We start from the raw sequence: 26,706 nt of genomic DNA, 5'->3' as shown, positions 1-26,706 counted from the left end.
TAACGTAGCTAGCGGAATTACTTCCGATAGCGTGTCTATTATAGCCTTGTAAAATTTTCTAATATTTTAAGCCCGTTCTTGTGGCTCTTTTCAGGGTGCGGCTGAATCCCCATAACGTTCTTATGAGCGACAGCAGACGCAAACTCATAGCCGTATACGGTCTTGCCTATAACGTCATCTTCGTTCTGACACACGGCATGGTAGGAGTGCACAAAATATAGATAGTGCTCCTCATCCAAACCTTCAAACAGAGGATGCTCTTTTGTAAACATTCTGTTCCAGCCCATATGCGGAACCTTTAAAGGCTCGTTGAACTTTGATGTATCAAAAGCGACAACCTCGCCCTTAATAAGCCCAAGCCCTTCATGGCTTCCGAACTCTTGGGAGCTCTCAAAAAGAAGCTGCATACCAAGACAGATACCGAGTATCGGCCTGCCGCTAAGAGCAAACTCTCTTATGGCATCGATCATATTGCGCTCCCTGAGATGCTCCATTGCATCTCCAAAAGCCCCAACTCCAGGAAGTATCAGTTTATCGTAATCTTTAAACTTTTCTGGATCGCTCTCAACGACCGTCTTAGCACCTACTTTGGCAAAAGCGTTTTGAACGCTTGCCAGATTTCCCATATTATAATCAACAATTCCTATCATTCATCAATCTTTAATTTTGTAAATTTTATATAGACCGCCAGCGTTACCAAAAGCATAGCGACTCCTCCTACTATATACATAGCATATACCAGCTTCTCTGGGTCAGTGATCGCAAACTTGAATACAAGCATAAGCGCCTCGATCGAGAGTGCGATAATGATCGAGCCCAAGAACCGCACCATCGTCTTGTGCGGACCTGATATGCTGTTCTCTTTGTTTCTGCCTAGTATCTCTTCTTCGATAAGTGTCTTTGCCAGGTCAAATATTGCAAGGGCAAGCGTGATAAGGATGGTCGCTTCAAACACATCCTTGATCTTAAAGTGGCTCGGTGATATCTCATAGACGAAAAAGCTCTGTATCCCTTTAAAAAAGAGCAGTACGGCAACAGCAATAAGAGCAAAAGAGAAAATTGCGTACGAGTACCTAAAAAGAGAGGTAAAAAACTTATCAAAACTGCTTGATCTTGATATCTTTATGACCTCTCCAAGCGGCATATCCAAACATGCTACATATTTTAGCTCTCCATGTTCATCATATACGGGCTGTGAAGCCGTTACGCACAGATCTCCCGTTATAAGCGAGGGATACGGATCAGTTATAGTACATCTCCCCTCTTTTACTGCTCTGTAGTAGTAGGCACGGTCAGACCTTATTCTTCCAACATCGCCATCTATCTGCCCTGTCGCGGTAAATGTCGGAGAGACCTGAACACCGCGATGATCAAGCAGATAAACGCCGTCACAGTTTTCCAGGTCCGCCTTTATCTTAAATAGACGAGGCATTATAGACTCTACGGAGAGAGAGGGGAGCCTGTTTTGAATATTTTTTGAGAATAGATAGCAGAAATAGGCTCTTGCCTTAGTGCGACCTTCAGAAAAATTTTGTATATCTGATATAACCACTTTTCGTGCCTTTTTTATTATTAATAGCCGCAATTATACCAAAGGCATTGTTACATTTTGATATAATCCGCTTCTAGATTACAATGGAGTTATTTTAAACAATGGGTTTTAAATTTTTTTTAATTTTTGAAAATTTTTTGATGATGTTCCCAAGATATTTGAGAAAAAGCTTCTTTACTTCCTTGGCTGCCATCGCATACCACCTCTCTTCAAGATATAGAAGAGTGGGTTTTACAAATCTTGATTTTATCTTTGGAGAGAGACTTACACAAAAAGAGAAAAAAGAGATAGTCAAATACAGTTTTAGAAACCTGCTGCTTAACTTTTTGCATCTGATGGAGATCAGACATATGAGCAAAGAGGATCTAGCAAGAATAGTGACTATCAAAAATATAAAAGCCGTAGAAAAGGCGCACAGTGAGGGACGTGCTGTTATCTATGTCACTCCTCACTACTGCGCTTGGGAGCTTGGCGGAGCATCCATTGGAGCTTTTGCAGAACCTATTGCCGCTGTTTATAAAAAGATGAAAAACAAAGAGTATGAAAAATGGACCTTGGAGTCGCGGGAGAAGTTCGGCAACAGCTCTTTGGAGAAATCAAATGTTGTAAGACCTCTTATTAAACTTATCAAAAACAGAGGTGCCAGCGGCATCTTGATCGATACGGGGATAAATAAAAGAGATGGTTTAAAAGTAGAGTTTATGGGCAAGTTTGTTCATCAGACCTCAACGCCTGCCTATCTTGCGAGAAAATTCAATGCCGCTATCATTCCGGTTATTATGACTACGGGTGATGAAGAGAACTACACTCTGGAGTTTTTTGATGAGATTCCCGTGCAACATAGCCAAGATGAGCAAGCCGACATCTTAAAGGCTACACAACTTCAAGCAGACTGGCTTACTAAACTTATAACAGATAAGCCGAAGTTCTGGTTTTGGATACACAGAAGATTTAAGAGCGACTACCCGGAGATATACAAAAAGAACTAACTCTGCGCTGCTTTTGATTCACACTCTTTTGTTCTAGCCTCAAAAAGCTTCACGATAGTTAGGAAAAATGCAGTAATAGCAGGTCCCAGTATCATTCCCCAGAAACCAAATGTCGTAAGTCCTGCGATGATGGCAAAAAAGATAATAAGCTCGTTCATCTTCGCATCATCCTCTTTTAGAAGCCTTAGATTTATCTCTTTTATAATTAAAGGTTTTATAAAAGTATCCGCTATCACCGAAATGACCACTATAGAGTATAGCGCTATAAATATGGCGTTTGCACTGCTTCCCGCAGAGAACTCATAGAGCATAAACGGAAGCCACATAAGAGCTCCGCCGACTACCGGGATCAGAGATGCAAATCCGTACATTATTCCAAAGAGAAGACCGTTGTAACCCATAAATGATATGGCAACGCCAAAGAGTATGCCCTGAAACATCGCATTTACTATAATCGAGTAGAAGACAACACTCATAACAGATGAGAGCTCTCTTGCCAGAAGCGTTGTCTCTTCCACTGACATCTGAACGACTCTTTTTAGAAAATCGACTACAAACCCGCCGTTATATTGTGCGAAAAAATAGAAGACTATTACAAGAAAAGAGTTTTTAAGATAACCGGCACTTAAAGAGCCTATATTTCCCGTCAATGAGATTATGTAGGATGCAATAGAGTTAACGCTGACATCTTTCATCAGATCATCCGTAAACGGCTTTAAAAAAGAGAGATACTCGGGCGGAGTCTCTAAAAACTCTCTGATAAATATCTCTATATTTTTAAAGACTATGGGATCCATGCTGTTTAGTTTTATGGTAAGGGTTGCCAAAAAATATCCAAGCGGTACAAAGAAGAGAACCGCCAGCAAGAAGCTCGATATTAATGCGGCAAAGAACTTTGATTTTAGAACCTTTTCAAAAAAATTCTGAATATTTGAGGTAGATATTGCAAGAAGCGCCGCAATTATCATTCCCATCAAGAATGGGGCATAGAGCAGATACATCCAGTAGAGCGACGTTGCGAATAAAATAGCGACAAAATATTGCGGTTTCAAAATAGACTCCCCTCTTCTTGGTATGGAAATTCGATATTTAATATCTCATAAGTACTTCTGGTCGCTTTTCTGCCTTTGGCAGTTCTCTCCAGATATCCGTTTGCAATAAGATAGGGCTCCAAAACATCTTCCACGGTCCCTTCGTCTTCGCTGAGCGCTGCCGCTATGGTACTTAGCCCGATCGCTCTTCCGTTTGCTCCAACAAGCAGATTCAAGAGTTTTATATCCATCTCGTCAAACCCGTGAGAGTTTATTCCCAGCTCTTCTAGCGCATATTTTGTTCTTGAGTGCGCTATATCTTTCTCATTTGCAACATCTGCAAAATCTCTTACGCGGCGCAGAAGTCTCAGCGCGATACGCGGAGTTCCGCGGCTTCTTTTTGCTATCTCCAGACACGCTTCGTGAGCTATCTCTTTGCTTAGTTTTCTAGATGCCTGAGAGATTATCTTTGCAAGCTCTTCCGGTGAGTAGAACTGCATCCTGAAGTTCATTCCGAATCTGTCTCTAAGAGGATTGGAGAGCATTCCCGCTCTTGTCGTAGCACCTACAAGCGTAAAACGAGGAAGATCTATCTTTACGGTCTGTGCTGCAGGACCGCTTCCTATGATAATGTCGATCCTGAAATCTTCCATAGATGAGTATAGTATCTCTTCAACGGCGGGAGAGAGGCGGTGAATCTCATCTATAAAGAGTATGTCGCCCTCTTCGAGGTTTGTAAGTATAGCTGCAAGATCTCCGCTTTTTTCTATCATCGGAGCGGCAGTCACTTTAATATTTGCATCCATCTCGTTTGCAATAATAAGAGCCAAAGTGGTCTTACCCAGCCCCGGAGGTCCGAAAAAAAGAATGTGGTCAAGCGCCTCGCCCCTTTTTTTACTCGCCTCTATAAAGACTCCGAGATTTTTTTTGATCTGCTCCTGCCCGATATACTCACTCCAAGCGCTTGGACGAAGCGTTATTTCACAACTCTCCTCGTTGTCAAATCTCTCTATCTCTACCAATCTTTCCATGATCTCTCTTAGTAAGTGTGTATATCTTGAGGAAATTCGCCGCTTCTAACCTCATCGGAATAGCTCTTTATCGCACTCTTTACCAAAGAAGCTCCATCCATATACTTCTTGACAAATTTAGGTGTAAACTCCTCGAAAAGACCAAGCATATCAGAAAAAACAAGCACTTGTCCGTCAACCTCTTTTCCGGCACCTATCCCGATAACAGGAACTGAGACGCTCTTTGCGACCTCTTTTGCTACATCGGCTTTTACACCCTCTATGACCATACAAAACGCACCGGCTCTCTCCACGGCCTTAGCATCTCTGATGAGCTGTTCCTGCTCCTCCTGGCTTTTGCCTTTTACCTTGTATCCGCCCTCTGAGCGAACGGCTTGCGGCAAAAGTCCTATATGTCCGCAGACCGCTATGCCGTTTGAGCATAAATGCTCGATAATGTGCGCCTTATTTTCTCCGCCCTCTATCTTTAGAGCATCAACAGGGGTCTCTTGAAATACCTTTATAGAGTTTCTCAGAGCTTCGTCAGGATTTATATATGTACCAAAAGGCATATCGCAGATCAAAAAACTGCTCTTTGCACCCTGTGCGACCGCATTTGTATGGTAGATCATCTGCTCAAGCGTCGCACTGAGCGTATCGCCCTTGCCTGCAAAGCTCATATTAAGGCTATCTCCAACCAGGATTATGTCACAAGTAGGTTCCAGCAATCTCGCAAACAGAGCATCATAAGCCGTTATCATAACCAGCTTGGAGACACCTTTACTTTTTTTGATGGAAGTTATTGTCATTTTCTTAGTCATATAAACACTCTTTCTTTGTAATAAAGGTATTTTAACTAAATATTGCTATAATTTTGGCCATATAGGAGAAATATTTTATGGGCGTAAGAAGTGATTTAGATTCCAACTTTGATTATGAAATAGTCGATGAGTTTCTGGACCACTACTCTATGATGGTCGATTATATGGAGAGTATGATCATAGACCTCTCTAAGCCCAATATGTACGAAAGAAGCGTAAATGAACTTTTTCGCGTCTTTCACAACATCAAGTCCGCTTCGAGTTTTTTAAAGATCACACCAATGGCTAAACTTGCGGCTTTTGTCGAAGATACGCTTGAGACCATAAGAACCCAGCATAAAAGCGTCAATGAAGAGACGATAAACTGGCTTTTGGAGGTCAGCGATATGTTCGCTATGTGGAAAGATGATCTAAAACTTGATAACGAACTGTCGCGTATAAAATATTCTCTACTTAAATTACCAGACCTGGAGAGCAGTTGAAAAAATTAGTGGCGTACATTACATCGGGTTATCCTGAAAAATCCTTTAGTATCGATTTAGCACTTGCACTCGCCCAAAGCGGCGTAGATGCAATAGAACTCGGCGTTCCGTTCTCTGACCCTGTGGCTGACGGTCCCGCTATCGAAGAAGCAAACCATAAAGCTCTTGGGCTTGGATTTAAATTTAAACATCTTTTGGAGATCTCTGAAGTTATCGCTCCAAAAGTAGACACTCTCTGGATGGGCTACTTCAACAGCTTTTACCAGCACAACTTGAACAGCTTGATCCCGTTTGCAAAAAAAATAGGGGTAAATGGACTTATAATCCCGGATCTTCCGTATGAAGAGACTCTTGCTTACAAAGAGCTCTTTGATTCAAACAGCATCTCAAACATAAGTTTTGTCGCACCGACAGATACCCAGGAGAGGATAGAGAAGATAGTAAAAGAGTCTAAAAAGTTTATCTATATGGTAGCCTATGCGGGAATAACAGGCTCAGGCGCATCTGAAGACCTTCAACCGATACTCTCATCTATCAAAAAATATACGCCAACACCTGTGTATGTAGGGTTCGGAGTTAATGAAAAGACTGCAAAAGAGAAGGTAAAGGGTGCTGATGGCGTCATAGTCGGAAGTGCTTTTGTAAACATACTTTTAAATGATGATCTGACTTACAAACAAAGAACAGACAAGTGTTGCGAACTTGCACAGATTATAAAAAATGAGATAAACAGTTAAAAAAGTTTATGCTTGTTTTTAAGGGATGAATGTTTTACCGAGGAAATGGTGCGCCCGACATGATTCGAACATGTGACCGCTGGTACCGCAAACCAGTGCTCTATCCAGCTGAGCTACGAGCGCACACCATCTCTATTAAAGAGACCGAAATTATATCACTCTTAGCTTATATAATAATAAATTTTGTCTTAAAATTCTAATTTTTTTGTGATCTCTTCTATTCTCTGCTCTTGGAGAAAAAGTTCGTGGTTTTTACGAACATAAGCCTGAAGCAGTGTCTTTAGGTCGTTGTTACCCTCTATGTTGAAATCTTTTCTCATCTGCTCTTGCAAAAAAATGGCAAAACTATCTTCAACATCAACATCAAAACGACGTCCGCCAATATTTAAACCAAGCTTCTTACTCATATCTTTAAACCATTATACTTTCTAATTTTTCTACTATAGCCTCTATCTCAAGCTCTTTTTGAGAATTCTGTTCTATCAATCTTGCTATCTCTTGATTTTTTATTTCACTCTCGGCTTTTAGTTTTACAAGTTCGAGTCTAAGTGCTTCATTCTCCTCTTTAAGAGAGTTGTGCTTCTCGACAATTGATGAGATCTTCTCGCTCAATTTCGCCAAGGTAGTTTGGTTTTGCATAAAACAGTCCTATAAATCATTATATAAACATTATTCTATCATAATTTAGTGTAGTAGATTAACTTTTTATTGTTCATTGATTTAGTTTTTTTAAAAAATTTTCTGCCGCTTAATGCGGCAAGCTTTAGTGCCACAGCGGCTAGCGTAACTAAATGGGCTCTGCTCATTTAGTGTTCAAACTAATAAAAACTAAACCTTTAACTTGTTACAATTGGGGCCAAAAGCTCAATTGATTATAAACGAGCTGCGAAAAACAAAGGAAAATTAATGAAAAGAGTTGTTATTAAAGTCGGTACTGCCGTCCTGACGGAGAATAATCATATTGCGAAGGAGCGTATGTTAAACCTGGTTACACTTATTGTGATGCTTAAAAAGAAGTATGACGTTATATTGGTAACATCTGGAGCAGTCGCTGCGGGATATTCTATTTTAAAACTTGACAAAAGAAAACAGATCGGCAAAAAAGCACTGGCAGCAGCGGGACAGCCTATTTTAATGACCGCATACAAAAAGAAATTTGATATTTATGATATTACAACAGCGCAGATCCTGCTTACAGAAGATGATTTTGACTCAAGAAAGCGTACTAAAATGTTTCAAGAGATCATAGATGCGCATCTGGAGAACGATATTTTACCTATAGTAAACGAGAACGATATTACATCTACTCCCGAACAGCTTTTTGGAGACAACGACCAGCTCTCCGCAAACGTAGCTTATGCCGTAGAGGCCGACCTGTTGGTAATACTTAGCGATATTAACGGCTATTACGATAAAAATCCTCAAGAGTTCAAAGATGCAAAGCTTTATAAAACAGTAAATGAACTTCCAAAAGAGGCTCTAACAGACACCTCAACAGCAAATAACGAATTTGCTACAGGCGGAATAGTGACAAAACTAAAAGCTGCCGATTTTTTAATAAAGCGCGGGAAAAGAATGCTTCTGTGCAACGGATTTGATCTGAGTGCCGCAAAATCTTTTCTTTTAGAAGATAAGCATACACTTGGAACCCTCTTTGAGCCAAAAACTAAAAGCGGGGACTAAACATCTGTTTATCGGTAGCTTTTTACAAGCTGCCGAAATATTTTCTTATTCATAATCGTCTGAATATTTGTTTCTGTGTGAGAATTTTTCTACATGCTCATACTCGTCATCTTCATCGTCCCATGAACTCTCAAGCTCATTTTCGATTATTCTCTCATACCCCATTTTGTTGAGCTCATCATCGATCTGCTCTACATCTATGCCGTTTTTTCTGCTAAAGTCCAAGATGTAATCTATATCTTTTCTCATTACACCGTTTAACTCTAACATAAACTCTAAATCTTTAAAAGTCATATTTGCCCTCTTAACAAATACAGTTCATACCCTACCAAGGGCTTAATCTCTTTTAGCATAAAGCCACTACTACCCATAACTAAATTTTTATTTTATACAAAATTATACTCTCAAATGAGTTTTTTTTTGCTAAAAGTAACTTTAAGCAGCCCTATTTTTTTCTTATTGTTCTGCTCTTTAATATGCTATAATCTTCTTAAAACATCGGATTGATTTAATGAAAGAAAAAAAGATTGTCGGTACAAAAGAGCTTATATCGATTCCTGATCTTGATCTTTATGATCTTGATGCGAAGATCGACACCGGCGCCGATTCAAATGCCCTTCACTGCGATGATATATCCGTAGATGAAGACGGTATTGTGCACTTTAGACTGCTTGATGAAGTACATCCCGCATACAATGACAAAAAGATGGCGGTTCCTCTGTATGCAATGAAAAAGGTGCGCAGTTCTAACGGGGAACTTCAACACAGGCCATCCATAAAAGTAAATGTCGAATTTTTCGGCAAGACATACAAAACCGTTATATCTCTTACCAACCGTTCGGATATGAAATACCCTATGTTGATCGGCAAAAAGTTTTTGGCAAACAAATTTTTAGTTGATGTTTCAAAAGAGTATCTAACAAAAAAAATATAAATCAGGAAAAAATATGAGAGTCTATATATTATCAAGAAACAAAGAGCTCTACTCTACAAAAAGATTAGTTGAGGCGGCACAGGCAAAAGGATGGGAAGTAAGGGTCATCGACTACTTAAAATGCAGTATCGAGATAGCAAAGGGCGAGCTGAAAGTGAACTATCAAGGCAAAGAGCTTCCTGCACCAGATGCTATTATTCCAAGGATCGGAGCGAGCAGAACTTTTTACGGAACTGCAATGGTAAGACACTTTGAGATGATGTCCGCTTTTTCGACCTCCGGAAACCTTGCTCTTGCAAGAAGCAGAGACAAACTCAGAAGCCTTCAGATCCTCTCAAAAAACGGCGTAGATATGCCAAAGACAGTTTTTGCATCAAACAAATCAAATGCCAAAGATGTTATAGAACTAAGCGGAGGAGCACCGCTCATACTAAAGATACTAGAGGGCACACAAGGGGTGGGAGTCGTTTTGGTAGATAGCGAAAAGGCGGCAAAATCGGTTCTGGACGCTTTTTACGGTATGGACGTAAACCTTCTTGTTCAAGAGTATATCGAAGAGGCAGGCGGAGCAGACATCAGGGTTTTAGTTGTCGGCGGCAAGGTCGTGGGTGCAATGAAGAGACAGGGCGCCGAGGGTGATTTTCGTTCAAACCTGCATCAGGGAGGGAGCGCGACGGCACACAAGCTTACAAGAAAAGAGAAAGCGACAGCACTTGCAGCAGCAAAAGCGATGGGTCTTGGAGTATGTGGAGTCGACATGATCCCATCATCAAGAGGTCCGCTTGTAATGGAGGTCAACTCTTCTCCCGGATTAGAGGGAATTGAAAAATCCACGCAGATAGATATCGCAGGAAAGATAATGGACTATATTGAGAAAAACGTGACTCCGAAAAATGGGGCAAGCTCAAAAAAAAGAAAACTAAAAAAAGACAGTATCGGAGCTTAATAGATGCCTAGTGCAAAATTTTTTCTAGGTTCGCAGGAGATACCAAAAGGTGCAAACCTCACTGTAAATATTGAGCTGCCAAAACTCTACAACACTCCGACTCAGCTTCCCATACACGTCATAAGAGGCAAAAAAGATGGTCCTGTCATCTTTATTAGCGCGGCGATTCACGGAGATGAACTAAACGGCATAGAGATAATAAGACGGCTTAGAAAGCTCGGCATTTTAAAAAAGATAAAAGGTACCATCTTGCTGGTTCCGATCGTCAATGTTTACGGAATTATGACGCTATCAAGGTATCTTCCCGACAGAAGAGATTTAAACAGAAGTTTTCCAGGGAGTTTAAAGGGCTCTTTGGCAAGCAGGGTCGCAAAAATATTTTTTGACGAAGTCGTAAAAAAGTGCGATCTGGGAATAGACCTTCATACCGCCTCTATACACAAATCAAATCTTCCACAAGTTAGAACGAACATAGACAACGAGTACGCCTTTTCTTTGGCAAAAGTATTCGGCGCTCCCGTAGTTCTGCACTCTGAACTTCGAGACGGCTCGCTCAGAGCAGTTGCGCAGGAGGAGGGAATCCCCATACTTCTTTATGAAGCGGGCGAGGCTCTTAGGTTTGATGAGACATCCATAAGGATAGGAGTTCACGGCATAATCAGCGTACTTAGAGAGAACGGCATGCTTCCAAAAGCGGCAAAAAAAAGAAAAATGAAAAATCCGATCATAACAAGAAACAGCCAGTGGATACGCTCAAGCGAGAGCGGAATGCTTAGAACCATAAAAGCCCTTGGGGACACTGTGCGAAAAGATGAGATCATAGCATTTATAGATGAACCGCTTGGAGATAACAGCTTTGAGCTAAGAGCGCCGTATGACGGCGTTATTATTGGCAAATCGGAGATACCGCTTGTACAGGAGGGTGATGCCATCTTTCACATAGCAAAACTTAGAAACCTTGAAGTGGCCGAGAACAAGATAGAGTATTTCAATGAAAATGTAACGGAGCTAAGTGAATTTTTTGAACTCAACAACGAGGATATAATAGAGTAATCATGGAACTATTTTACGATATATTAAAACAACTTATACGCATACCGAGCGTTGTCGGGGAGGAACACCCCTTCTTTATGTTTATAAAAAGAGAGCTTGAAGAGCTTGGCGTAAAGGTCGAGTATTACGACGGTGTGCTCATCGCAAAAGGGAGTGACCCGAAGAGCGGCTACATCTCGGCACACGCCGACAGACACGGTCTAATCTGCACCGGACATAACGAATTTCAGTATGCCGCATTTATTGCAAAGAACAAGGCGGACTTGACCGGTGATTCAAGCTCGGAGCAGCTGCTTAACAACTTTACGGCAAGATTTGTCGATGAAAAAGTTCAGGCATATGAGCCGTGGTCGGGAACATACTTAGGGCTTGGCTCCATAAAAGACGCTTTTTTATGCCAAAGAAGAAAAAACATTATCTTTAAGATAGAGGGTTTTGACTACCTTTTTCCCGGAACACCAATAGCTTTTACCGACAAGCTGGAGATAAAAGACGACCTTATCTCGGCACAGTTAGATAATGTCATAAGCATAGCCATAATTATCTATATGTATGCTATCGGGTATCAAGGAACAGCCTTTTTTACCGCTTCTGAGGAGGCTGGAAGAAGCTGGAGATTTTTGCTGGAATGGTTTAGGCGTTTTGATATAAAGACAGATGAGCTACTTGTCCTTGATACAAGTCCCTACCCTACTCTTGATGAGATAAGAAATATAGATATAGTTATGCGAAACAGAGATTCAAATGCCGTGTTTAGATCACCTCTGAAGAGCAAAATAAAACAGATAGCTATGAAAAACAAGATCAGGTACAGCTTTAAAGACAGCTACCTTAAAGCAAAAATGGCTAAGAACGGAACCGTAGGCTCTCTTGGAACCACAGAGCTTGGAAGGCTTATTCATGCTACAAAAGGGGAAATTCAGGGTACAACTTTGCAGATACCAACGATCGGCTACCACACGGTGCATGAGACTACCACAAAAACTGCGGTCGAGAGCATGATAAAAGTTTTAAAGAGCCTATACGTACCTTAGAAGAGAAAAGGAAAATAATGGATAATATTCATGATCTGCTAGACAACCTTCATATAGAAGACCTTCGAAACGAGACGCACCCCTCAATCTTTGATGAAAATGATGGTTATGAGATGTTGATCCTTAGACTTCCTGTTCTTTTGGATGAGATGAAGGTTACCTCTACGGGTTTTATCATAACACCTCAAAACAGCTACCTATACATGAGGGAGACACAAGAGCTTAAGCCGCTTGGAAGCCGTTTTGAGGCCCCTTATGAGATTCTAGACGGTATGATCGATGAGCTTTTAAAAGCTTTTGACGGTTACCGTGACCTTATAGGGGATATGGAGGAGAGTCTTTACTTGAACAAAGCGACGGACTCATTTATGAACAGATGGCTAAAGCTTAAGCGCAATATCGTGCGGATAGAGAGGATACTTATACATGCATCCTCTACCATGGACAGAGCGATCGAGTACTATGAAAAGTATGATGATTTTCCGCTGAACCACTATTTAGACCTCCACGAACATCTTGAGAGAACATTGCGCTCTGCTTCGCTGCAGCTCTCAAAACTTGACTATATCTACAAGTTTTACACAACTCAGACAAACGAGAGGATAAACCGCTCTATATTCGCGCTTACTATCATATCTGCAATATTCTTGCCTCTAAATCTGGTTGTAGGCTTTTTTGGGATGAATACGAGCGGACTGCCTTTTTCAGGCGGGCTATCTGGAACAAACAGCGTTTTGGTACTAATGGTCTGTTTATCGGTTATAACTTTTTTGGGTATCTATTTTATGAAGAGAAGAGTTTAGTCAGTTTTGAAGCGTGTCACTAAAACAGGTCAAAAGACCTATTTTAGAAGGAGAAATAAAATTTTAGATATTTAGATTAATAAATATCTGAGCTTGGGTGGTTAGGCTTACTAATGGGAGTTTGAGCCTCTTTTGTGTCGTAGTGAACTACGTTGTCAGCTTGAAGAGCACCTAGTGTCAATGCGATTAATAAAATGATGTTTTTCATCGTGTATCCTTTGGTAAGAGAGCGTTACCCTCTAGTTTTTTAAATCAGAGAAATTTTATCCGATTTAACTTTTATGTTTCTTATCACTTTTTAATTACCTGCTTGTTTTAAGATTTTTTTAATTATTTTGAAATATTTCTAATCACAATTTACTCTAACTCAGATACAATTCTAAAACTATAAAACAAATAACAGAACCTCCTTTAAACATAGGTTTGCAAAGTAGCCAAATGCACCAGATAAGCAACCACATATTTTGCAACGACTTCATCGCGGAGTTAAAACTTGGAACACGGCTCTTGGCAAATCCATACTATGACTATCCGTATCTTATTATTAAGAACTTCTTCTCAAAAACGATCTGTCATGAGATCTCTGAGTACGCCTACAACACCTCTGAAGGTGAAAAAGCAAAGGTAAAGACAAGAGTTTTAAGCAGCGTCGTTGATCCAAGCGTCGATGAGAGCATACGAAAAACTCTTATACACAAACTTTCCGAACTGCATCAGGGACTCTATGAAGAGAACTTCAAAATATATCAGCCCCAAATTGAGCGCTTCTTCAGCGTAGCCCTTACGACGTCCACTACTCTTCAGGCGCTCGAATATACAAAGGGCTCTTTTTACATAAAACATGCGGATGACTCAAACGAGCTTGTCGATGAGGATGGCAGAACTGTGGGCTTTGTTCAGGTAGCGCCCCAACGCAAGATTACGACCGTTCTCTTTACCACCTCCCATAAAACGCACAGCAGCGAAGATTACAGTTTTAGCGGCGGCGAACTTATCTTTAACTATCTCTTTGATGCAGACAACAATCAGGTAAAACTCTATCCGGAGGCGGGAGATATGATAGTTTTTCCAAGCAACCCGATATACAGCCATGAGGTACTGCCCGTAGAAGAGGGGTACAGACTGACTCTGGTTCAGTGGCACAACGCTATTATCAACTAAACAACCTCGAGAGTTTGAGATAACCCCAAATCCGCTATAATTTCATATGTCAAAATTTAAAGTTTATTCAGATTATTCTCCTGCTGGCGACCAGCCAAAAGCCATTGAAACCCTAAGCGATTCCATTTTAAAAGGAAATCGTTACCAGGCCCTTGAGGGTGTTACCGGAAGCGGTAAGACCTACACGATGGCAAGCGTCATAGAAAAAGTGCAGATGCCGACCATAATCATGACGCACAACAAAACTCTTGCGGCTCAGCTATACTCTGAGTTTAGACAATTTTTCCCAAACAACCATGTAGAGTATTTTGTCAGCTACTACGACTACTATCAGCCTGAGGCGTACATTCCGCGTCAAGACCTATTCATAGAAAAAGACAGTGCCATCAACGACGAATTAGAGCGTCTGCGTCTCTCCTCGACCGCAAATCTTCTTAGCTATGATGACGTTATAGTCGTGGCATCCGTATCTGCTAACTACGGTTTGGGAGACCCAGAGGAGTATGAAAATATGGTGCAGTCTATCGCCGTTGGAGATGAGATAGCACAAAAAAAGCTTCTCTACAGACTTGTCGAGATGGGCTACGCACGTAACGACACATATTTCGACAGCGGACATATACGCGTCAACGGTGAGACACTTGATGTTTACCCGCCCTACTTTGAACAAGAAGCCATCCGTATAGAGTTTTTCGGCGACGAGATAGAAGCCATCTATACATTCGACGTGATCGACAACAAAAAGCTTGAAGAGCACAAAAGCTTTACTATCTACGCAACCTCGCAGTTCAGCGTAAGCCAAGAGAAGATGGCAGTGGCAATAAAACGCATAGAAGAGGAGCTTGATGAGAGGCTTGCCTACTTTCAAAAAGAGGGCAAACTTGTCGAATATCAGCGCCTGAAACAGAGGGTAGAGTTTGACCTTGAGATGCTTCAAACCACGGGAATGTGCAAAGGGATAGAGAACTACTCAAGACTGCTCACAAACAAAAAGCCGGGAGAAGCGCCCTACACTCTGCTTGACTACTTTGAACTGCATCATAAAGAGTATCTCGTTATTGTTGATGAATCACATGTTTCACTCCCGCAATACCGTGGAATGTACGCAGGGGACAGAGCAAGAAAAGAGGTTCTCGTCGAGTACGGTTTTCGTCTGCCAAGCGCACTTGACAACAGGCCTCTGATGCTAGACGAATACATACACAAGGCTCCTCACTACCTTTTTGTCTCTGCTACGCCATCTATCTACGAGCTTGAACTCTCAAGCACCATTGCAAAACAGATCATCCGTCCCACCGGACTTCTCGACCCTGTTTTAGAGGTAAAACCCTCTACAAATCAGGTGGAAGATATACATGATGAGATAAAAAAAGTCATAGTGAAAAACGAGCGTGTTCTAATAACAGTTCTTACAAAAAAGATGGCAGAAGCACTTACAAAGTATCTCGCCGATCTTGGAATAAAAGTCGAGTATATGCACTCGGATATCGATACCATAGAGAGAAATCAGATAATCCGCTCTCTTAGACAAGGCGAGTTTGATGTGCTAATAGGCATAAACCTTCTTCGTGAAGGGCTTGATCTACCTGAAGTGAGCCTAGTGGCTATCTTAGACGCCGACAAAGAGGGCTTTTTAAGAAGTGAGACATCACTTATACAGACGATCGGGCGCGGAGCAAGAAATGCAAACGGCAGAGTTATTCTGTATGCGAACAAGATAACCGGCTCCATGCAAAAAGCCATAGACATTACAAACGCAAGAAGAGAGATGCAGGAGAGGTACAACAAAGAGCATAATATCACACCGACGACTACCATCCGCAAACTTGATGAAAATCTCAAAGTAGAAGATTACGGCGGTATTTACCAAAAGCATAAAAAAATGGATAAAATTCCTCCTGCAGAGAGAAAAGCGATGATAAAAGAGCTCTCCTTAAAGATGAAAGAAGCGGCTCGTGAGCTAAACTTTGAAGAGGCTGCACGACTTCGCGATGAAATAGCAAAAATTAAAAAATTATAGGACTAAAAATAATGGAAGATACATTTAGCAATCTTGCTACCTACGGATATATAGGACTTTTTCTCTACTCTCTTGGCGGAGGGTTTGTAGCGATCATTGCGGCAGGAGTCCTCTCTTTTATGGGAAAAATGGACTTGACGACATCTATTCTTATCGCTTTTGTTGCTAACGCGCTTGGAGACTTTTTACTATTTTATATGGCAAGATACCAAAAGACAATGATGATGGACGGTCTTCGCAAACATAGAAGAAAACTTGCACTTGCACATATAATGATGAAGAAAAACGGCTCATGGATAATACTTTTTCAAAAGTTTGTTTATGGGATCAAGACACTGATCCCTATAGCGATAGGTCTTACAAAATATGACTTTAAAAAATTTGCCGCTCTTAATATTTTAAGTGCAGGAGTCTGGGCTCTCGTTTTTGGTCTGGGAAGTTACTATTCTGGAAGTTTCTTGATGAATATAGCCGAAACAATAAGCCAAAAGCCTTGGATCGCACCTATTATCTTGGTTGTTTTTGGAGGAGCTTTGTGGCTCTATATGACAAAAGCTACGAAAAAGAAAGTAAGATAGAGAATTATTTCTCTATCTTTGGTCCTGCCGCAGAGTAGTCAAACTCGCTATCTTCGCTCTGATACTTTTTAAAGTTCTCTATAAACATCTCAGCTAACGTATCTCTAGTTTTGTCAAACTCCTCTTTGTCAGCCCATGCATTACGAGGGTTGAGAATCTCAGGATTTATATCTCCAAGAGTCTTTGGAACATGAAGACCGAAAGTTTTTGTCACATCAAATTCACTGCTTTTGATGCTTCCATCTAGTATCGCATTTATACAAGCACGGGTATCTTTAATGCTCATTCTATGCCCTACACCGTAAGCACCGCCTGTCCAGCCTGTGTTTACAAGGTATACGTTCACGCCGTGTTTATCTATCTTCTCGCCCAAGAGCTTGGCATACACCGTCGGATGAAGAGGCAAGAATGCCTCTCCGAAACATGCACTGAATGTTGCTACAGGCTCAGTAATACCGCGCTCTGTTCCTGCAACTTTCGCAGTATATCCGCTTAAGAAATAGTACATAGCCTGTTCGCGTGTAAGTTTTGAGACCGGAGGAAGAACGCCAAAAGCGTCCGCTGTTAAGAAGATTATATTTTCTGGATGGCTTGCGCCCAAAGATGGTTCGTGGTTGTCTATATGCTCTATCGGGTAAGAGACTCTGGTGTTCTCTGTCTTGCTTGAGTCTTCGTAATCGACCTCACCGTCATCGTAAAGAACGACGTTTTCAAGCAGAGCACCGGGCCTAATGGCGTTATATATCTCAGGCTCGCTCTTACCGTCAAGATTTATGACCTTGGCGTAACAGCCTCCCTCAAAGTTAAATACTCCGTTATCATCCCATCCATGCTCATCATCACCGATAAGTCTTCTATGTGGATCCGTTGAGAGAGTAGTCTTTCCGGTACCGCTGAGTCCGAAGAAGAGTGCAGTATCTCCGCGTTCTCCTACATTTGCAGAGCAGTGCATTGAGAGCTTGCCCTCTAGAGGCAGCCAGTAGTTCATCATAGAGAAGATTCCCTTTTTCAACTCGCCGCCGTACCATGTACCGCCGATTATCGCCAGGTTGTTCTCAATGTCAAAAAGTACAAAAACCTCAGAGTTCAGTCCATGCTCCATCCATTTATCGTTGACGGCCTTGCAAGCGTTTAGTACCGTAAACTCAGGCTTGAAGTTCTCTAGCTCTTCCTCATTAGGGCGGATAAACATATTTTTAACAAAATGAGACTGCCACGCTATCTCTGTCACAAAACGTATTGATTTTTTTGAAGCCTCGCTAGCTCCGCTGAAAACATCAGTTACGTAGAGATCTTTGCCGGAGAGCTGCTCTCTTGAGAGATCCAAAAGTTCATTAAATATCTCTTCGCTGATCTTTTGATTTACATCGCCCCAAGCGATGTACTGATTTGACGGATAACGATCTACAAAATATTTATCTTTTGGGCTGCGACCCGTAAAAATACCGGTATCTACAGCTGTTGCACCTTTCTTTGTTACAACACACTCATCATTTTCAATCTCATGTCGAATTAGTTCATCATAACTTAGATTATGATAAATTTTACCAACACTTTTTAAGCCTATCTCTTCTAACTCGGTTAAGTTCATAACTTGCCTTATGGTACTTTTTAATTATGGGTGGAATTATACACTTAATAAACATAAATTAAAAGTAAATATCGAGCATCAATTCTATTTTTTAATAACTTTTCCAATAGGTTACTTAGAGAAAATTTACTTTAAGAATTTTTTGGTAAAATTTCGCTCTTGCTCGCATAACTCAGTTGGTAGAGTGTTACCTCGACAAGGTAAAAGTCACTGGTTCGAGTCCAGTTGTGAGCACCATCATTTATTACTACTAATTACTTATTTTAGGCACTTTCAGCTTCCCCTATGTTTTACTTGTTACAATTTTAATATATCCGTTTACTACCTATTACTGATAAAAAAGTGGGGTAAAAAGTGGGGTAAGATTTCTTCAAGCGAGGGGTTTTAAATATGTCTGATCTAATTAAAACAAAATTTGCAGGTATCTATTACAAAGAAGATGCACAAACCAAAGTCAAAACCTACATCGCCAGAATCAAAATAGCTGGAGTTATAGACACACAACAGATAGTCGGATACTCTAATGATTCAATAAGAACAAATCCATCCATAGCCTTTCAAAAAAGAAATGAACTCATACAGAAAATAAAAGCCGGTGATTCAATAAGAGCAGAAGATAATCCAACGCTTGACTCATATTTTAAAGAGTACATGGATTTTAAAGAGAGCGGTAATTTATTGTCTACTAAAAAAATAACCGTCTATAAATCATTTTACCACACTCATATTCCCCACTCTCTAAAAATAAAAAAACTCAAGCAAATAACAAAAGAGGATTTTCAAAAAGTCATAAACACAATGGTAAAGAACGGAAATAAGCCGAGTTTTATTGAAACGGTAAAAACTTGCTTCTCTCCAATCTTTAATGATGCAATAGAAAAAAGCATTATTGACAAGAATGTAATTAAAGGTTTGAAGTTTCCAGATTATGACCCTAACAAATATTTTAATTTGCCAGACGATAAAGTCAAAGCTCTGTTTGAAGCAATAATGAATATCGCAAACAATCAATATAGACTTATGTTCATGTTTTTACTTAGAGGGAGAAGAGCGGGCGAAGTTTTAAGTATGCAATGGTCTGATATTAATTTTGAGAATAAAACCTACTCCATTAGAGACTCCCAATCAAAAATAAGAAAAAATCTAACCTTCTCTATTGATGATGAGCTTTTGGCACATTTTGAATACTTAGATAAAAAAGAGAGCGGCTTTATCTTTATAAATCCAAAAACAAATAGACCATATTTTACATTTCCAGTTCGAGTATGGAACCGCATTAGAAAAGATGTAGGAATAGAAGAGATGACGATACATGATTTTAGACATTTGCTAGGATTTACGCTTGTGAATAATAATGTGCCGTTAGAGCATATCTCTAAAGCTCTGGGACACTCTAAAATCACAACTACACAAAGATATAGCAATCAAAAGGAACTAATGGCTAAACAAGCCGTTGATGTGTTTTTGGGGATTGTCAAGAAGTGAAAACAAGATAGTCAAAACAGCAAAGCAACTACTTTTTCTTTTTAAAACTATTTTTGATAGTATATGTTATTTAATTAGCACGAAGGATAGAAGATGACAAAGCAAGAGCAAAATGTGGAAGCGGGAAGAAAGTTTGGTGAGGCGATTAACGCGGCAGGGATTGTGGAGAGATTTTTTGGGTATGCCATTTCTTATTTAGTCGTGGCGTTTGTTTATTGGACCGTTTTGATGGTTAGCGAAATTCACATAGAAGGATATGTTTCATCTTTTTTTCTTGGGTTTATCCTTCCTGCTCTCCCTTTTTTCTTCTGGGAAAGAGGTATAAGAAAGTTTCGTCGTGCGAACGGGCTAAGTATTTACAAGAATGTTAAAGCGGAGCTTGAGCAGATGGAGTTTAACAAGATGTATGAGAAAGAGAGAGAGATGGAGGAGCAGGCGAGAGCTGCTTATGAGGCGAAGAATAAAAGTGATGGGTAGCAGGATTAAATCCTACTACCCCATGATACAGATTCGTGGCGTATACTTTCAGCCGCGTTGTCTATAGCGGATGTACTGCTAAGATCTATCGCCTGAAAAAGTTCTGTGTGTAGCGAAATGATCAATTTGTAAACTATTGCGATACTAAATGCCGCAATAACTATCTCCATAAAACCGTCGAACATATATAGAATTAGCTTATCAAATAAACTATTCATATTGTAGCCTGCTATATCAATATTAGCGCCGATTTGATTTTGAGACATACTGTTGTCTATCATTCCACCGACAATATTCTTGCTGAAAACTGTCCCAATCGTATGTATCAGGGAGTTTGCGGTAACGGCAAGCCAGATAGCTAAAACAAATATCGGCAGCTCAAGCATTGTTGCCAAAATTTTAGCGGTGAATTTCGCAAACGCTTCTAAGTTTCGTTGTAGAAACATTATAGGCATGATAAACAGACTTAAGAAGTGAAAGCTAAAAATCTTCAAAATAATAATGATAAATCTAAGCAATCCAATTGCAACAATAGCGACAATCGGCGCCAAACTCAGTAAGATTTTAGCAGCCATATAAGCATAGCCCGTAGCTATTAATGCCCCGCCGGGCCCAGTGGAACCAATTGCTGCGCCGTCTATTGCTCCGACAAGTCCATAAAACCAACTCCCCCAGCCATCAGCTGCCTGTGAGCCTATCGCCGCGCCGCTAGCGGCACCCACTACTACAGAGTTTGCCTGAATCATATCAAATACTTTACCCATTCCTGGCACCATGAGGTAAGGCAGCGATGATAAAATAGAGTGAATTTCTTTGTTATCTTGTTTTATTTTTTTATTGAGTTTTTCTAAAACTTCACTATTTTTTTGAGTCAAACCGCCTATATATTCTGTCTGCATCTTCGTCACCGGCAGCCCCAAGATAGCTAAATATCCCCAATCTCGGTAAAGTTTATACTGAAACTCAAATATATCACCAAGCGCCGTGATTTTAGCGTTTGTTGTCGGATCATTATTGACAAGTACAGCAAAACTTTTTGAAAATGCCTCCTTTCTATCTTTGTGGTAATTGCTCAAATAATCAGCCTTTCCACACGCGCTAAAGGCAATTTTTGGATAGTAGCCCTTCTCTGCTACGCCTTCGCGCATAAGGCCGCTCTCACCCATCTCATAAAAGCCGTCGGTCATGGGCTTCGCAACCAAAGAAGCGTAAGCCCAGTGCTCCGTTGACGGGAACAGCTTCCCTTCTGTCTCAGAGTAAACGCTCTTCCCGTCGCTAAATAAGAGGGCACTCTCGTGAAACACAGTATCTTTACAGTAGTTATAATTTAACGTATAAAAGGCATGCAGTCTGTCGCTTTGAACCTTTTGAGCCCAAGTGTTCACTATCTGCTCCTTGGTCCCAAGACCGCTTTTGCGGATAAGAGCGTCGATTTCCGCATCAATGATGACTTTCGCGCTCTCTTTCCCCCAGTTGCCAAAAGTGTAGTAGCCAAACTTCTCAAACCCCTGATAGCGGGTTTTGAGAAGTTCATATTCCCCGACTTGTCCCTGGGCGTTTTGGATTTCGGTTTGATCAACCGGAAAAAATAAAAGAACTCCCGCTGCTAGCCCAACGACCCACGGGGTGCTCCCCTCTCCTTTGTTACCGTCTATTTTAGCTGCCGTTTTAGCTCCGACTAGACGGATACCGCCGTATGCTGCGAACCCGATTACCATTATCATTAAAAATGACATAGATACGGTCCCAAGACCACTATACACTTCAAATATCGTAGCCGCGTCCGCAAGTAGATACTCGCTGTTGTCGACTACCTCCTCGCTCTCGGTAAACTTAGAGGTGAACCCCTCTTTGAGCTGAAATTTACCGGTCGACTTTGTGGCCTCGATATCAATGATCTCATCATCGGTCAACACCGCCGCCATAAGCAACTCAGGAATCGTCAAATAAGACGCATTCGCCTGCTCTTGCATATCATTTATAATCTCTTGCTTTTTTTGCAAGAGAGGTAGAAATTGAGCCTCTGCTGTAGCAATAGCCGCCGCCTGCTCTTGAGTGGCGGCCTTAGTGTCTATTTGATAAAAGGTTTTAATTTTAGGCACGCTTACTTTATATAATCCCATCGGGTTATAAAGATCGCCTTTGGCTGCGAACATACAAGTTATAATACCGTTAGGCAGATCAAGCTCATAAATCGTACTCGAAAACTTTGCAATATTATCTACTTTACATATACCCGCATTGAGAATATCGTAATAACTAGGCTCTGATGAACTTATATCTTTTGTTAAAGTTGCATTTTCGCCGTAAACCCCCTTGCTCTTGAGTTCTGCAAGAGACAAGGTCGGGATGGTCTATGTTCTATATTTGTCATACTTTTGTTCCGAGAAATCCTTCATGACTTGATCGGGAATATAGGTGCTTTGATAGTTGGCAAAGAGAGCGGTTTGTAAAAGAAAAAGTGCTGATGTGATTAATTTAAGCGTTTTCATTTTGCGCCTCCATTTTTGCAGCTTTTGTTCTTTTTTTTGAGACAAAGTAATCAAGAGTAAGTCCGCTGACAATATAAATAAATGTATACCACTTTACGAATTTATCGTATTCACTTACAAAAATTGCAATTTGTTTTTGGGTCTCCGGAGTGTTTGGAACGGTTGAAAAAAGGTCGATAAATGCGCCCTGAGCGGATAGCTGTATTATATAAAGTAAGAATGTATAGATACAAATATATACAAATATCCTCATCCATATGTTCATATTACGAAGTCTCCATCGTTGTAACTTCTGCTCTTTTTTTCTTCTTTTTTGCTCTTTTAGATCTGTTAAAATTTGCGCGACATCAAGTTTTAGGACTGACTCAAGTGTTAAAATGAGCGTCATTCCGGCGATAGTGCCGTAAAAGATAATATCGCCTAACGTATCCCAGAAAGGGGCTAGCGGTGCATCCGCAAAATTGATAAAAGAGGATGCGAAAATAAGGGCAAAAACTGTAAAAGCAATTATCCCAGCGTAAAAAAGAGCGCGAAAACCGAACTCCAAATCTTTTAAAAATTTAAAAATAAACAAAGAGCTATCAACGTTTTTTAGCCATTTTATGGCTACCTTTTGGGTGAGTGTAAGATTTAATTTTTCCATGGTTTATCCTTTTTGCATCGCTGCAATTTTTCTGTTTTTATTATCAACAAGACCAAACGTATCAAAGAACTTATATCCCCAGCTACAATATGGGGCCTCCGATAATATTGCTAATAGCTCTTTTTTTACTATCCATCTTTTTTTGTACGCCGCTTTTGCCTCGTCGAAACGAAACTCGTTTTTTAAATAACTTTCATTTGCCCTCATTTTGAGCTCGGTTTTAGAGAGGTAATTAAATCTCTCTTGCTTTTCGATCGGCAAGGCTGTAATATCAACCTCATATCTGTGATTTGCAAAGTTCAGTAGTGCCACCATTAAAAAAGCAGCGATCGGGACGATAGCTGCTGCAACGTATAAAAAACCGATATGCCTAAAATCCTCTATTTTACGATAAGTGAAAATTACATTTTCGAGGAAAACTGTAGCTTTTGATTTAGATCTTGTAGTAGTTCTCATGATGTGTCCTTTTAGTTTAGTTGATTTTCGGAATTTGGAAGTAAAGAAGGGGAAGTTTAGAGATGAGAAAATTCACTCTATCCTCATCTTTACTCGACTGTATGTATGTTTTAACCCTATTCATCGTTTCAAGCAGCTCTCGCGCTGCTATAACTCCTAAAGCTGATAACTCATCTTTTTTGAGCTTTTTAACAACTACGTTTATGTTATGTTGTAGGGCTCTTAACTCTTCCCGGACATGCTTGTATTTAGTCATACTCATTTTAAACTCCTTATTTTTTATTTTTTTTCATCGCCGTTGTTGCAATAAGAATAATCGCTATTGTTGATAAAACAAAATCCTCTACGCTTCCAAAATTAAACATACCGTCTCCTTTAATTTACCTAATATGCTAAATATATGTAACAATTATATCCTATTAAGATATTAAAGTCAAGCTTTTTTCTCCTAATATGATAAGTTTATAGACTTTTATTTGCCTTTTAGGTAAATATATGCTATTATTACCATCTTAATAAGATATAAGGAGTAAAACATGACACTTGAAGAGTTCAAAGATAGATTAAATACTTTGAATCTAAACCTAACCGATTTTGCAGAGATAACCGATATACCATATTCAACTATCTCTAAATATGGACGCTCAAACCCTGTTCCTCCATGGGTTCCAAAGTTTTTGGATCTTTACGAAAAAACACAAGAGTTAGATAACTTCAAAGAACTCATTAGAGAGCTCAATGAAAAACTTAACGGTTAAACAACTTTTTTAGCCGCCGCCTTTTCCCTATTCTTTTGAAACTTCGCATTTTGGACTTCTTCGTAACGAGTCGCTAACATGTCCTCAAACTCTCTGCGTTTTTTATATTCGACATAGCCTTTGGCTCTTTGCAGATCTTCTTCATTTATGCCAGGATTTTTATTTTTACGCTCTTCAAAATCTAGCTCCTCGGGCGGTAGTGGTGTATAACCTCTGTAAAGGTTGTGAGTATCCAGCATGGCAATATATTCATGCTTCTCGCCCAGCCCATTAAAATCACTCTCAACGATTACATCGCGAGTAGTTGATTGCTCCGAATAAGTATTAATCTTATGAATATTTAAACCTCTTCCCTCTTTTTGCAAGTTCTGAATTTCGTATGTAAATTTACCCGCTCTTCTAATCGCCGTCTCTTTTGTTTTTGTGCCGTCAGTCCTAAAATAAAATTTGTTTTGAATAGTCTTGTCAATAATTTGACTTATAGCGTCTTTTTCTTCCTCACCCTGCAAGCCACCGCAATACATGCCACCTTTACTCCTCAATTTCTCAAGCTGGTCTTTCAAAATATCTTCATTATTCAGCATTCTCAAATATGAGCTAAACTCATCAATCAAATAAAAATAGAACTTCTTTTTTGTATCTGGCTGCGATAGATGTATGAGCGTATAGAGTGCTATAAATGCGCTTGATAGTGATGCTAAGTTTTCCGTTAACATCGGCGGGTAAGAGACATAAAGTTTGGCTCCATGTGAACGCTTTAAAAAATCCTCTACAACAAAAGTCTCTGCCCCGTCCTGGATGCGGAAGTTCATAAGGTAAAATGGGCTCAAAACTTGTTTAAGTGTAGCCACAACATCGCCTTCGCTTCTTTGGGAATCGTTTTGAGTCTCTAAAATAAGTTCGTCGATTTTATTCATAAAATATGCCCATTTTTGTTTTGCGGTTGTAAAATTTTGCTTTTGCACCAAGAGGGCTATATTTTGCAAATGCTCCATCGCACCGGTAGTAAAAAAGTTCACTTTACCCTCCCCACTTGCAGCAGATAAAAGCAATTTAAAAAATTGTTTTTGTATCGCTGTATCCTCCGATAACAAATCATGAATTGTGGCTCTGTCATCATAGGGATTGAGTATTACGTCTCTTAGCGGATTGTAAAATTTAGATACCATCTCAAGCTTACCACCATCGTGTACAATTGCATTTTCATAGCAGTGATTTTGAGAAAGTAGGTTGATAAAAAATACGGATTTCCCAGATCCCATGCCGCCCCATACCATGGTTGTTTGCTTCATGTCTGTTCTGTCGAACCAAACTTGAGTAGATTCAACAAGCTTACGATATAAATACGGCGGTCTGCACTCTTTAAGCGTTTTTGGCGAAAATCTAAACTGTCCTATGTAGAAATCATGTTTTGTTTTTTTACGAAATCTATGTTTTATTTTATCAAACGAACTCCATACAAGCCCATCGCTTACCCGAACCGGGTTTAAGCTTGAGGAATTAGGATATTTATATTTTTTAAATCCAGCGTGTACGCTTCTGAAATTACCATACATAACTAATAAAATCCCTGCGGGGATAGCAAATCCCCATGTAAATATAAAATCCATTTAAAGCTCCTGTTCATAACTTTTTTCAAGCTTTTGCTCTCTCATCGTCTGGATGATCGCCTTTGTAACTCCGCTGAGAGTAACATTGCCCTCTTTGATTACATCTTTTGCGGCGGTTGCAACACCTTTAACAAACCTAATCCCATCTGCAATATGTTCAAAATAAGTATTGTTCATGAATGTAAGCGTCTCTTTGACGTCTGGTTGAGAAATTTGAGATAGCGTATCAATAAAATTATCTTTGTTGATAGCTTTTGCTTCGACTGCGATTTCGATTAAATCGCTTGTATGTTCAAGTTTATCTAAAACTTTTTCGACAAAGCTCTCTTTTTCTTTTTCGACTTTTTGTTCCGGCTGTCT

The 26,706-nt window shown here is 40.1% G+C and carries 32 protein-coding genes and 2 tRNA genes; 16 read left to right on the top strand and 18 right to left on the bottom strand.

Annotated features, from left to right (window positions below; all coding sequences use genetic code 11):
- Positions 1 to 38: 38 nt before the first annotated feature.
- Positions 39 to 650 carry an imidazole glycerol phosphate synthase subunit HisH gene (gene hisH, locus RBR61_RS07020; protein ID WP_320343107.1) on the bottom strand — a complete coding sequence of 204 codons (612 nt, stop codon included), beginning with the start codon at positions 648 to 650 and terminating at the stop codon, positions 39 to 41.
- A complete protein-coding gene (locus RBR61_RS07015; protein ID WP_320343105.1) occupies positions 647 to 1,552 on the bottom strand; it encodes a PDC sensor domain-containing protein in 906 nt (301 codons plus the stop codon). Before RBR61_RS07015 ends, hisH begins: the two co-directional genes overlap by 4 nt.
- 101 nt (positions 1,553 to 1,653) lie before the next feature.
- Here RBR61_RS07015 and RBR61_RS07010 point away from each other — a divergent pair, with 101 nt between their 5' ends.
- Positions 1,654 to 2,541: a lipid A biosynthesis lauroyl acyltransferase gene (locus tag RBR61_RS07010; protein WP_320343103.1), complete on the top strand. Its 888-nt coding sequence runs from the start codon at positions 1,654 to 1,656 to the stop codon at positions 2,539 to 2,541.
- Here the strand turns inward: RBR61_RS07010 and RBR61_RS07005 are convergent.
- From RBR61_RS07005 to panB, 3 genes are read right to left on the bottom strand one after another with little or no spacing between them, the layout of a single operon-like run.
- A complete protein-coding gene (locus RBR61_RS07005) occupies positions 2,538 to 3,593 on the bottom strand; it encodes an AI-2E family transporter (protein WP_320343102.1) in 1,056 nt (351 codons plus the stop codon). The two genes, RBR61_RS07010 and RBR61_RS07005, sit on opposite strands and share 4 nt — an antisense overlap.
- Complete coding sequence (gene ruvB / locus RBR61_RS07000; RefSeq protein ID WP_320343101.1) at positions 3,590 to 4,603, bottom strand: Holliday junction branch migration DNA helicase RuvB; 1,014 nt, start codon at positions 4,601 to 4,603, stop codon at positions 3,590 to 3,592. Before ruvB ends, RBR61_RS07005 begins: the two co-directional genes overlap by 4 nt.
- A gap of 8 nt (positions 4,604 to 4,611) precedes the next feature.
- The gene (gene panB, locus RBR61_RS06995; RefSeq protein WP_320343099.1) at positions 4,612 to 5,403 is read right to left on the bottom strand and encodes a 3-methyl-2-oxobutanoate hydroxymethyltransferase; all 792 of its coding nucleotides are present in this window, start codon (positions 5,401 to 5,403) and stop codon (positions 4,612 to 4,614) included.
- A gap of 77 nt (positions 5,404 to 5,480) precedes the next feature.
- On the opposite strand from panB, the gene RBR61_RS06990 reads away from it, so the two are divergent.
- Entirely contained in the window at positions 5,481 to 5,885 is a 405-nt protein-coding gene (locus tag RBR61_RS06990; protein WP_320343098.1) for an Hpt domain-containing protein, read from the top strand.
- Positions 5,882 to 6,622, top strand: a complete 741-nt coding sequence (gene trpA, locus RBR61_RS06985; protein WP_320343096.1) for a tryptophan synthase subunit alpha — start codon at positions 5,882 to 5,884, stop codon at positions 6,620 to 6,622. The genes RBR61_RS06990 and trpA overlap by 4 nt, the downstream gene beginning before the upstream one ends.
- A gap of 46 nt (positions 6,623 to 6,668) precedes the next feature.
- On the opposite strand, the gene RBR61_RS06980 is transcribed toward trpA, so the two are convergent.
- From RBR61_RS06980 to RBR61_RS06970, 3 genes are all read right to left on the bottom strand, one after another.
- A tRNA-Arg gene (locus RBR61_RS06980) sits at positions 6,669 to 6,745 on the bottom strand.
- Positions 6,746 to 6,810: 65 nt separating this feature from the next.
- The gene (locus RBR61_RS06975; protein ID WP_320343095.1) at positions 6,811 to 7,029 is read right to left on the bottom strand and encodes a hypothetical protein; all 219 of its coding nucleotides are present in this window, start codon (positions 7,027 to 7,029) and stop codon (positions 6,811 to 6,813) included.
- A gap of 4 nt (positions 7,030 to 7,033) precedes the next feature.
- Complete coding sequence (locus RBR61_RS06970; protein WP_320343094.1) at positions 7,034 to 7,261, bottom strand: hypothetical protein; 228 nt, start codon at positions 7,259 to 7,261, stop codon at positions 7,034 to 7,036.
- A gap of 267 nt (positions 7,262 to 7,528) precedes the next feature.
- Between RBR61_RS06970 and proB the strand changes: the two genes are divergently transcribed.
- Positions 7,529 to 8,305, top strand: a complete 777-nt coding sequence (gene proB, locus RBR61_RS06965) for a glutamate 5-kinase (protein ID WP_320343091.1) — start codon at positions 7,529 to 7,531, stop codon at positions 8,303 to 8,305.
- Positions 8,306 to 8,350: 45 nt separating this feature from the next.
- On the opposite strand, the gene RBR61_RS06960 is transcribed toward proB, so the two are convergent.
- Positions 8,351 to 8,599: a hypothetical protein gene (locus tag RBR61_RS06960; RefSeq protein WP_320343089.1), complete on the bottom strand. Its 249-nt coding sequence runs from the start codon at positions 8,597 to 8,599 to the stop codon at positions 8,351 to 8,353.
- A gap of 217 nt (positions 8,600 to 8,816) precedes the next feature.
- On the opposite strand from RBR61_RS06960, the gene RBR61_RS06955 reads away from it, so the two are divergent.
- The 5 genes from RBR61_RS06955 to RBR61_RS06935 are packed head-to-tail and all read left to right on the top strand — an operon-like array spanning position 8,817 to position 13,075.
- Positions 8,817 to 9,239 (top strand): RimK/LysX family protein, encoded by a 423-nt coding sequence (locus RBR61_RS06955; RefSeq protein WP_320343087.1) that lies wholly within the window; start codon positions 8,817 to 8,819, stop codon positions 9,237 to 9,239.
- Between the two features lie 13 nt (positions 9,240 to 9,252).
- Positions 9,253 to 10,185 (top strand): 30S ribosomal protein S6--L-glutamate ligase, encoded by a 933-nt coding sequence (gene rimK, locus RBR61_RS06950; protein ID WP_320343086.1) that lies wholly within the window; start codon positions 9,253 to 9,255, stop codon positions 10,183 to 10,185.
- Between the two features lie 3 nt (positions 10,186 to 10,188).
- Positions 10,189 to 11,238, top strand: a complete 1,050-nt coding sequence (locus RBR61_RS06945; protein WP_320343085.1) for a succinylglutamate desuccinylase/aspartoacylase family protein — start codon at positions 10,189 to 10,191, stop codon at positions 11,236 to 11,238.
- A 2-nt stretch (positions 11,239 to 11,240) separates the two neighbouring features.
- Positions 11,241 to 12,272, top strand: coding sequence for a peptidase M42 (locus RBR61_RS06940; RefSeq protein WP_320343084.1), 1,032 nt, complete (start codon positions 11,241 to 11,243; stop codon positions 12,270 to 12,272).
- 17 nt (positions 12,273 to 12,289) lie between these two features.
- On the top strand, positions 12,290 to 13,075 hold the full coding sequence (locus RBR61_RS06935) for a CorA family divalent cation transporter (protein ID WP_320343083.1): 786 nt from the start codon (positions 12,290 to 12,292) through the stop codon (positions 13,073 to 13,075).
- Positions 13,076 to 13,151: 76 nt separating this feature from the next.
- Here the strand turns inward: RBR61_RS06935 and RBR61_RS06930 are convergent, their stop codons facing one another.
- Positions 13,152 to 13,283 carry a hypothetical protein gene (locus RBR61_RS06930; protein WP_320343081.1) on the bottom strand — a complete coding sequence of 44 codons (132 nt, stop codon included), beginning with the start codon at positions 13,281 to 13,283 and terminating at the stop codon, positions 13,152 to 13,154.
- 230 nt (positions 13,284 to 13,513) lie between these two features.
- Between RBR61_RS06930 and RBR61_RS06925 the strand changes: the two genes are divergently transcribed.
- Genes RBR61_RS06925 through RBR61_RS06915 form a run of 3 tightly spaced genes read left to right on the top strand, consistent with a single transcriptional unit; the run spans position 13,514 to position 16,834 of the window.
- A complete protein-coding gene (locus RBR61_RS06925) occupies positions 13,514 to 14,236 on the top strand; it encodes a 2OG-Fe(II) oxygenase (RefSeq protein WP_320343079.1) in 723 nt (240 codons plus the stop codon).
- A 46-nt stretch (positions 14,237 to 14,282) separates the two neighbouring features.
- On the top strand, positions 14,283 to 16,256 hold the full coding sequence (gene uvrB, locus RBR61_RS06920; RefSeq protein ID WP_320343077.1) for an excinuclease ABC subunit UvrB: 1,974 nt from the start codon (positions 14,283 to 14,285) through the stop codon (positions 16,254 to 16,256).
- Between the two features lie 11 nt (positions 16,257 to 16,267).
- On the top strand, positions 16,268 to 16,834 hold the full coding sequence (locus RBR61_RS06915) for a DedA family protein (RefSeq protein ID WP_320343076.1): 567 nt from the start codon (positions 16,268 to 16,270) through the stop codon (positions 16,832 to 16,834).
- 4 nt (positions 16,835 to 16,838) lie between these two features.
- Here RBR61_RS06915 and pckA read toward each other — a convergent pair whose 3' ends face one another.
- The gene (gene pckA / locus RBR61_RS06910) at positions 16,839 to 18,425 is read right to left on the bottom strand and encodes a phosphoenolpyruvate carboxykinase (ATP) (RefSeq protein ID WP_320343074.1); all 1,587 of its coding nucleotides are present in this window, start codon (positions 18,423 to 18,425) and stop codon (positions 16,839 to 16,841) included.
- A 161-nt stretch (positions 18,426 to 18,586) separates the two neighbouring features.
- Here pckA and RBR61_RS06905 point away from each other — a divergent pair.
- The 3 genes from RBR61_RS06905 (at position 18,587) to RBR61_RS06895 (ending at position 20,387) form a co-directional block, all read left to right on the top strand.
- Positions 18,587 to 18,662, top strand: a tRNA-Val gene (locus RBR61_RS06905).
- 153 nt (positions 18,663 to 18,815) lie between these two features.
- A complete protein-coding gene (locus RBR61_RS06900; RefSeq protein WP_320343072.1) occupies positions 18,816 to 19,910 on the top strand; it encodes a site-specific integrase in 1,095 nt (364 codons plus the stop codon).
- Between the two features lie 93 nt (positions 19,911 to 20,003).
- The gene (locus tag RBR61_RS06895) at positions 20,004 to 20,387 is read left to right on the top strand and encodes a hypothetical protein (protein WP_320343070.1); all 384 of its coding nucleotides are present in this window, start codon (positions 20,004 to 20,006) and stop codon (positions 20,385 to 20,387) included.
- A 5-nt stretch (positions 20,388 to 20,392) separates the two neighbouring features.
- On the opposite strand, the gene RBR61_RS06890 is transcribed toward RBR61_RS06895, so the two are convergent.
- From RBR61_RS06890 to RBR61_RS06870, 5 genes are read right to left on the bottom strand one after another with little or no spacing between them, the layout of a single operon-like run.
- Positions 20,393 to 22,729, bottom strand: a complete 2,337-nt coding sequence (locus RBR61_RS06890) for a hypothetical protein (protein ID WP_320343068.1) — start codon at positions 22,727 to 22,729, stop codon at positions 20,393 to 20,395.
- Positions 22,730 to 22,741: 12 nt separating this feature from the next.
- Positions 22,742 to 22,879 (bottom strand): hypothetical protein, encoded by a 138-nt coding sequence (locus RBR61_RS06885; RefSeq protein ID WP_320343067.1) that lies wholly within the window; start codon positions 22,877 to 22,879, stop codon positions 22,742 to 22,744.
- A complete protein-coding gene (locus RBR61_RS06880; RefSeq protein ID WP_320343065.1) occupies positions 22,866 to 23,522 on the bottom strand; it encodes a hypothetical protein in 657 nt (218 codons plus the stop codon). Before RBR61_RS06880 ends, RBR61_RS06885 begins: the two co-directional genes overlap by 14 nt.
- Before the next feature lie 3 nt (positions 23,523 to 23,525).
- A complete protein-coding gene (locus tag RBR61_RS06875; protein WP_320343063.1) occupies positions 23,526 to 23,978 on the bottom strand; it encodes a hypothetical protein in 453 nt (150 codons plus the stop codon).
- A gap of 16 nt (positions 23,979 to 23,994) precedes the next feature.
- Positions 23,995 to 24,240 (bottom strand): hypothetical protein, encoded by a 246-nt coding sequence (locus RBR61_RS06870; RefSeq protein ID WP_320343061.1) that lies wholly within the window; start codon positions 24,238 to 24,240, stop codon positions 23,995 to 23,997.
- 274 nt (positions 24,241 to 24,514) lie between these two features.
- Between RBR61_RS06870 and RBR61_RS06865 the strand changes: the two genes are divergently transcribed.
- Positions 24,515 to 24,736 (top strand): helix-turn-helix transcriptional regulator, encoded by a 222-nt coding sequence (locus RBR61_RS06865; protein WP_295060679.1) that lies wholly within the window; start codon positions 24,515 to 24,517, stop codon positions 24,734 to 24,736.
- Here RBR61_RS06865 and RBR61_RS06860 read toward each other — a convergent pair.
- Both RBR61_RS06860 and RBR61_RS06855 read right to left on the bottom strand, forming a co-directional pair.
- Complete coding sequence (locus RBR61_RS06860; protein ID WP_320343056.1) at positions 24,733 to 26,346, bottom strand: type IV secretion system DNA-binding domain-containing protein; 1,614 nt, start codon at positions 26,344 to 26,346, stop codon at positions 24,733 to 24,735. The genes RBR61_RS06865 and RBR61_RS06860 overlap by 4 nt on opposite strands.
- The coding region (locus tag RBR61_RS06855) for a hypothetical protein (protein WP_320343054.1) at positions 26,347 to 26,706 on the bottom strand (360 nt) is incomplete at its 5' end.

The sequence above is a fragment of the Sulfurimonas sp. genome, assembly GCF_034005705.1.
GTDB lineage: Bacteria > Campylobacterota > Campylobacteria > Campylobacterales > Sulfurimonadaceae > Sulfurimonas.
Note: the sequence above shows the minus strand (reverse complement) of the source record. Positions and strands in the feature narration are given on the sequence as shown.

Coding starts and splice junctions, on each gene's coding strand:
- RBR61_RS06945 (WP_320343085.1), top strand. CDS start 10,189: ATGCCTAGTGCAAAATTTTTTCTAGGTTCGCAGGAGATACCAAAAGGT.
- RBR61_RS06865 (WP_295060679.1), top strand. CDS start 24,515: ATGACACTTGAAGAGTTCAAAGATAGATTAAATACTTTGAATCTAAAC.
- RBR61_RS06955 (WP_320343087.1), top strand. CDS start 8,817: ATGAAAGAAAAAAAGATTGTCGGTACAAAAGAGCTTATATCGATTCCT.
- RBR61_RS06880 (WP_320343065.1), bottom strand. CDS start 23,522: ATGGAAAAATTAAATCTTACACTCACCCAAAAGGTAGCCATAAAATGG.
- RBR61_RS06875 (WP_320343063.1), bottom strand. CDS start 23,978: ATGAGAACTACTACAAGATCTAAATCAAAAGCTACAGTTTTCCTCGAA.
- RBR61_RS06900 (WP_320343072.1), top strand. CDS start 18,816: ATGTCTGATCTAATTAAAACAAAATTTGCAGGTATCTATTACAAAGAA.
- RBR61_RS06930 (WP_320343081.1), bottom strand. CDS start 13,283: ATGAAAAACATCATTTTATTAATCGCATTGACACTAGGTGCTCTTCAA.
- uvrB (WP_320343077.1), top strand. CDS start 14,283: ATGTCAAAATTTAAAGTTTATTCAGATTATTCTCCTGCTGGCGACCAG.
- RBR61_RS07010 (WP_320343103.1), top strand. CDS start 1,654: ATGGGTTTTAAATTTTTTTTAATTTTTGAAAATTTTTTGATGATGTTC.
- RBR61_RS06960 (WP_320343089.1), bottom strand. CDS start 8,599: ATGACTTTTAAAGATTTAGAGTTTATGTTAGAGTTAAACGGTGTAATG.
- panB (WP_320343099.1), bottom strand. CDS start 5,403: ATGACTAAGAAAATGACAATAACTTCCATCAAAAAAAGTAAAGGTGTC.
- rimK (WP_320343086.1), top strand. CDS start 9,253: ATGAGAGTCTATATATTATCAAGAAACAAAGAGCTCTACTCTACAAAA.
- ruvB (WP_320343101.1), bottom strand. CDS start 4,603: ATGGAAAGATTGGTAGAGATAGAGAGATTTGACAACGAGGAGAGTTGT.
- pckA (WP_320343074.1), bottom strand. CDS start 18,425: ATGAACTTAACCGAGTTAGAAGAGATAGGCTTAAAAAGTGTTGGTAAA.
- RBR61_RS06915 (WP_320343076.1), top strand. CDS start 16,268: ATGGAAGATACATTTAGCAATCTTGCTACCTACGGATATATAGGACTT.
- RBR61_RS06895 (WP_320343070.1), top strand. CDS start 20,004: ATGACAAAGCAAGAGCAAAATGTGGAAGCGGGAAGAAAGTTTGGTGAG.
- RBR61_RS06940 (WP_320343084.1), top strand. CDS start 11,241: ATGGAACTATTTTACGATATATTAAAACAACTTATACGCATACCGAGC.
- RBR61_RS06925 (WP_320343079.1), top strand. CDS start 13,514: ATGCACCAGATAAGCAACCACATATTTTGCAACGACTTCATCGCGGAG.
- RBR61_RS06860 (WP_320343056.1), bottom strand. CDS start 26,346: ATGGATTTTATATTTACATGGGGATTTGCTATCCCCGCAGGGATTTTA.
- proB (WP_320343091.1), top strand. CDS start 7,529: ATGAAAAGAGTTGTTATTAAAGTCGGTACTGCCGTCCTGACGGAGAAT.
- RBR61_RS06990 (WP_320343098.1), top strand. CDS start 5,481: ATGGGCGTAAGAAGTGATTTAGATTCCAACTTTGATTATGAAATAGTC.
- RBR61_RS06935 (WP_320343083.1), top strand. CDS start 12,290: ATGGATAATATTCATGATCTGCTAGACAACCTTCATATAGAAGACCTT.
- RBR61_RS06975 (WP_320343095.1), bottom strand. CDS start 7,029: ATGAGTAAGAAGCTTGGTTTAAATATTGGCGGACGTCGTTTTGATGTT.
- RBR61_RS06870 (WP_320343061.1), bottom strand. CDS start 24,240: ATGAGTATGACTAAATACAAGCATGTCCGGGAAGAGTTAAGAGCCCTA.
- RBR61_RS06885 (WP_320343067.1), bottom strand. CDS start 22,879: ATGAAAACGCTTAAATTAATCACATCAGCACTTTTTCTTTTACAAACC.
- hisH (WP_320343107.1), bottom strand. CDS start 650: ATGATAGGAATTGTTGATTATAATATGGGAAATCTGGCAAGCGTTCAA.
- RBR61_RS06970 (WP_320343094.1), bottom strand. CDS start 7,261: ATGCAAAACCAAACTACCTTGGCGAAATTGAGCGAGAAGATCTCATCA.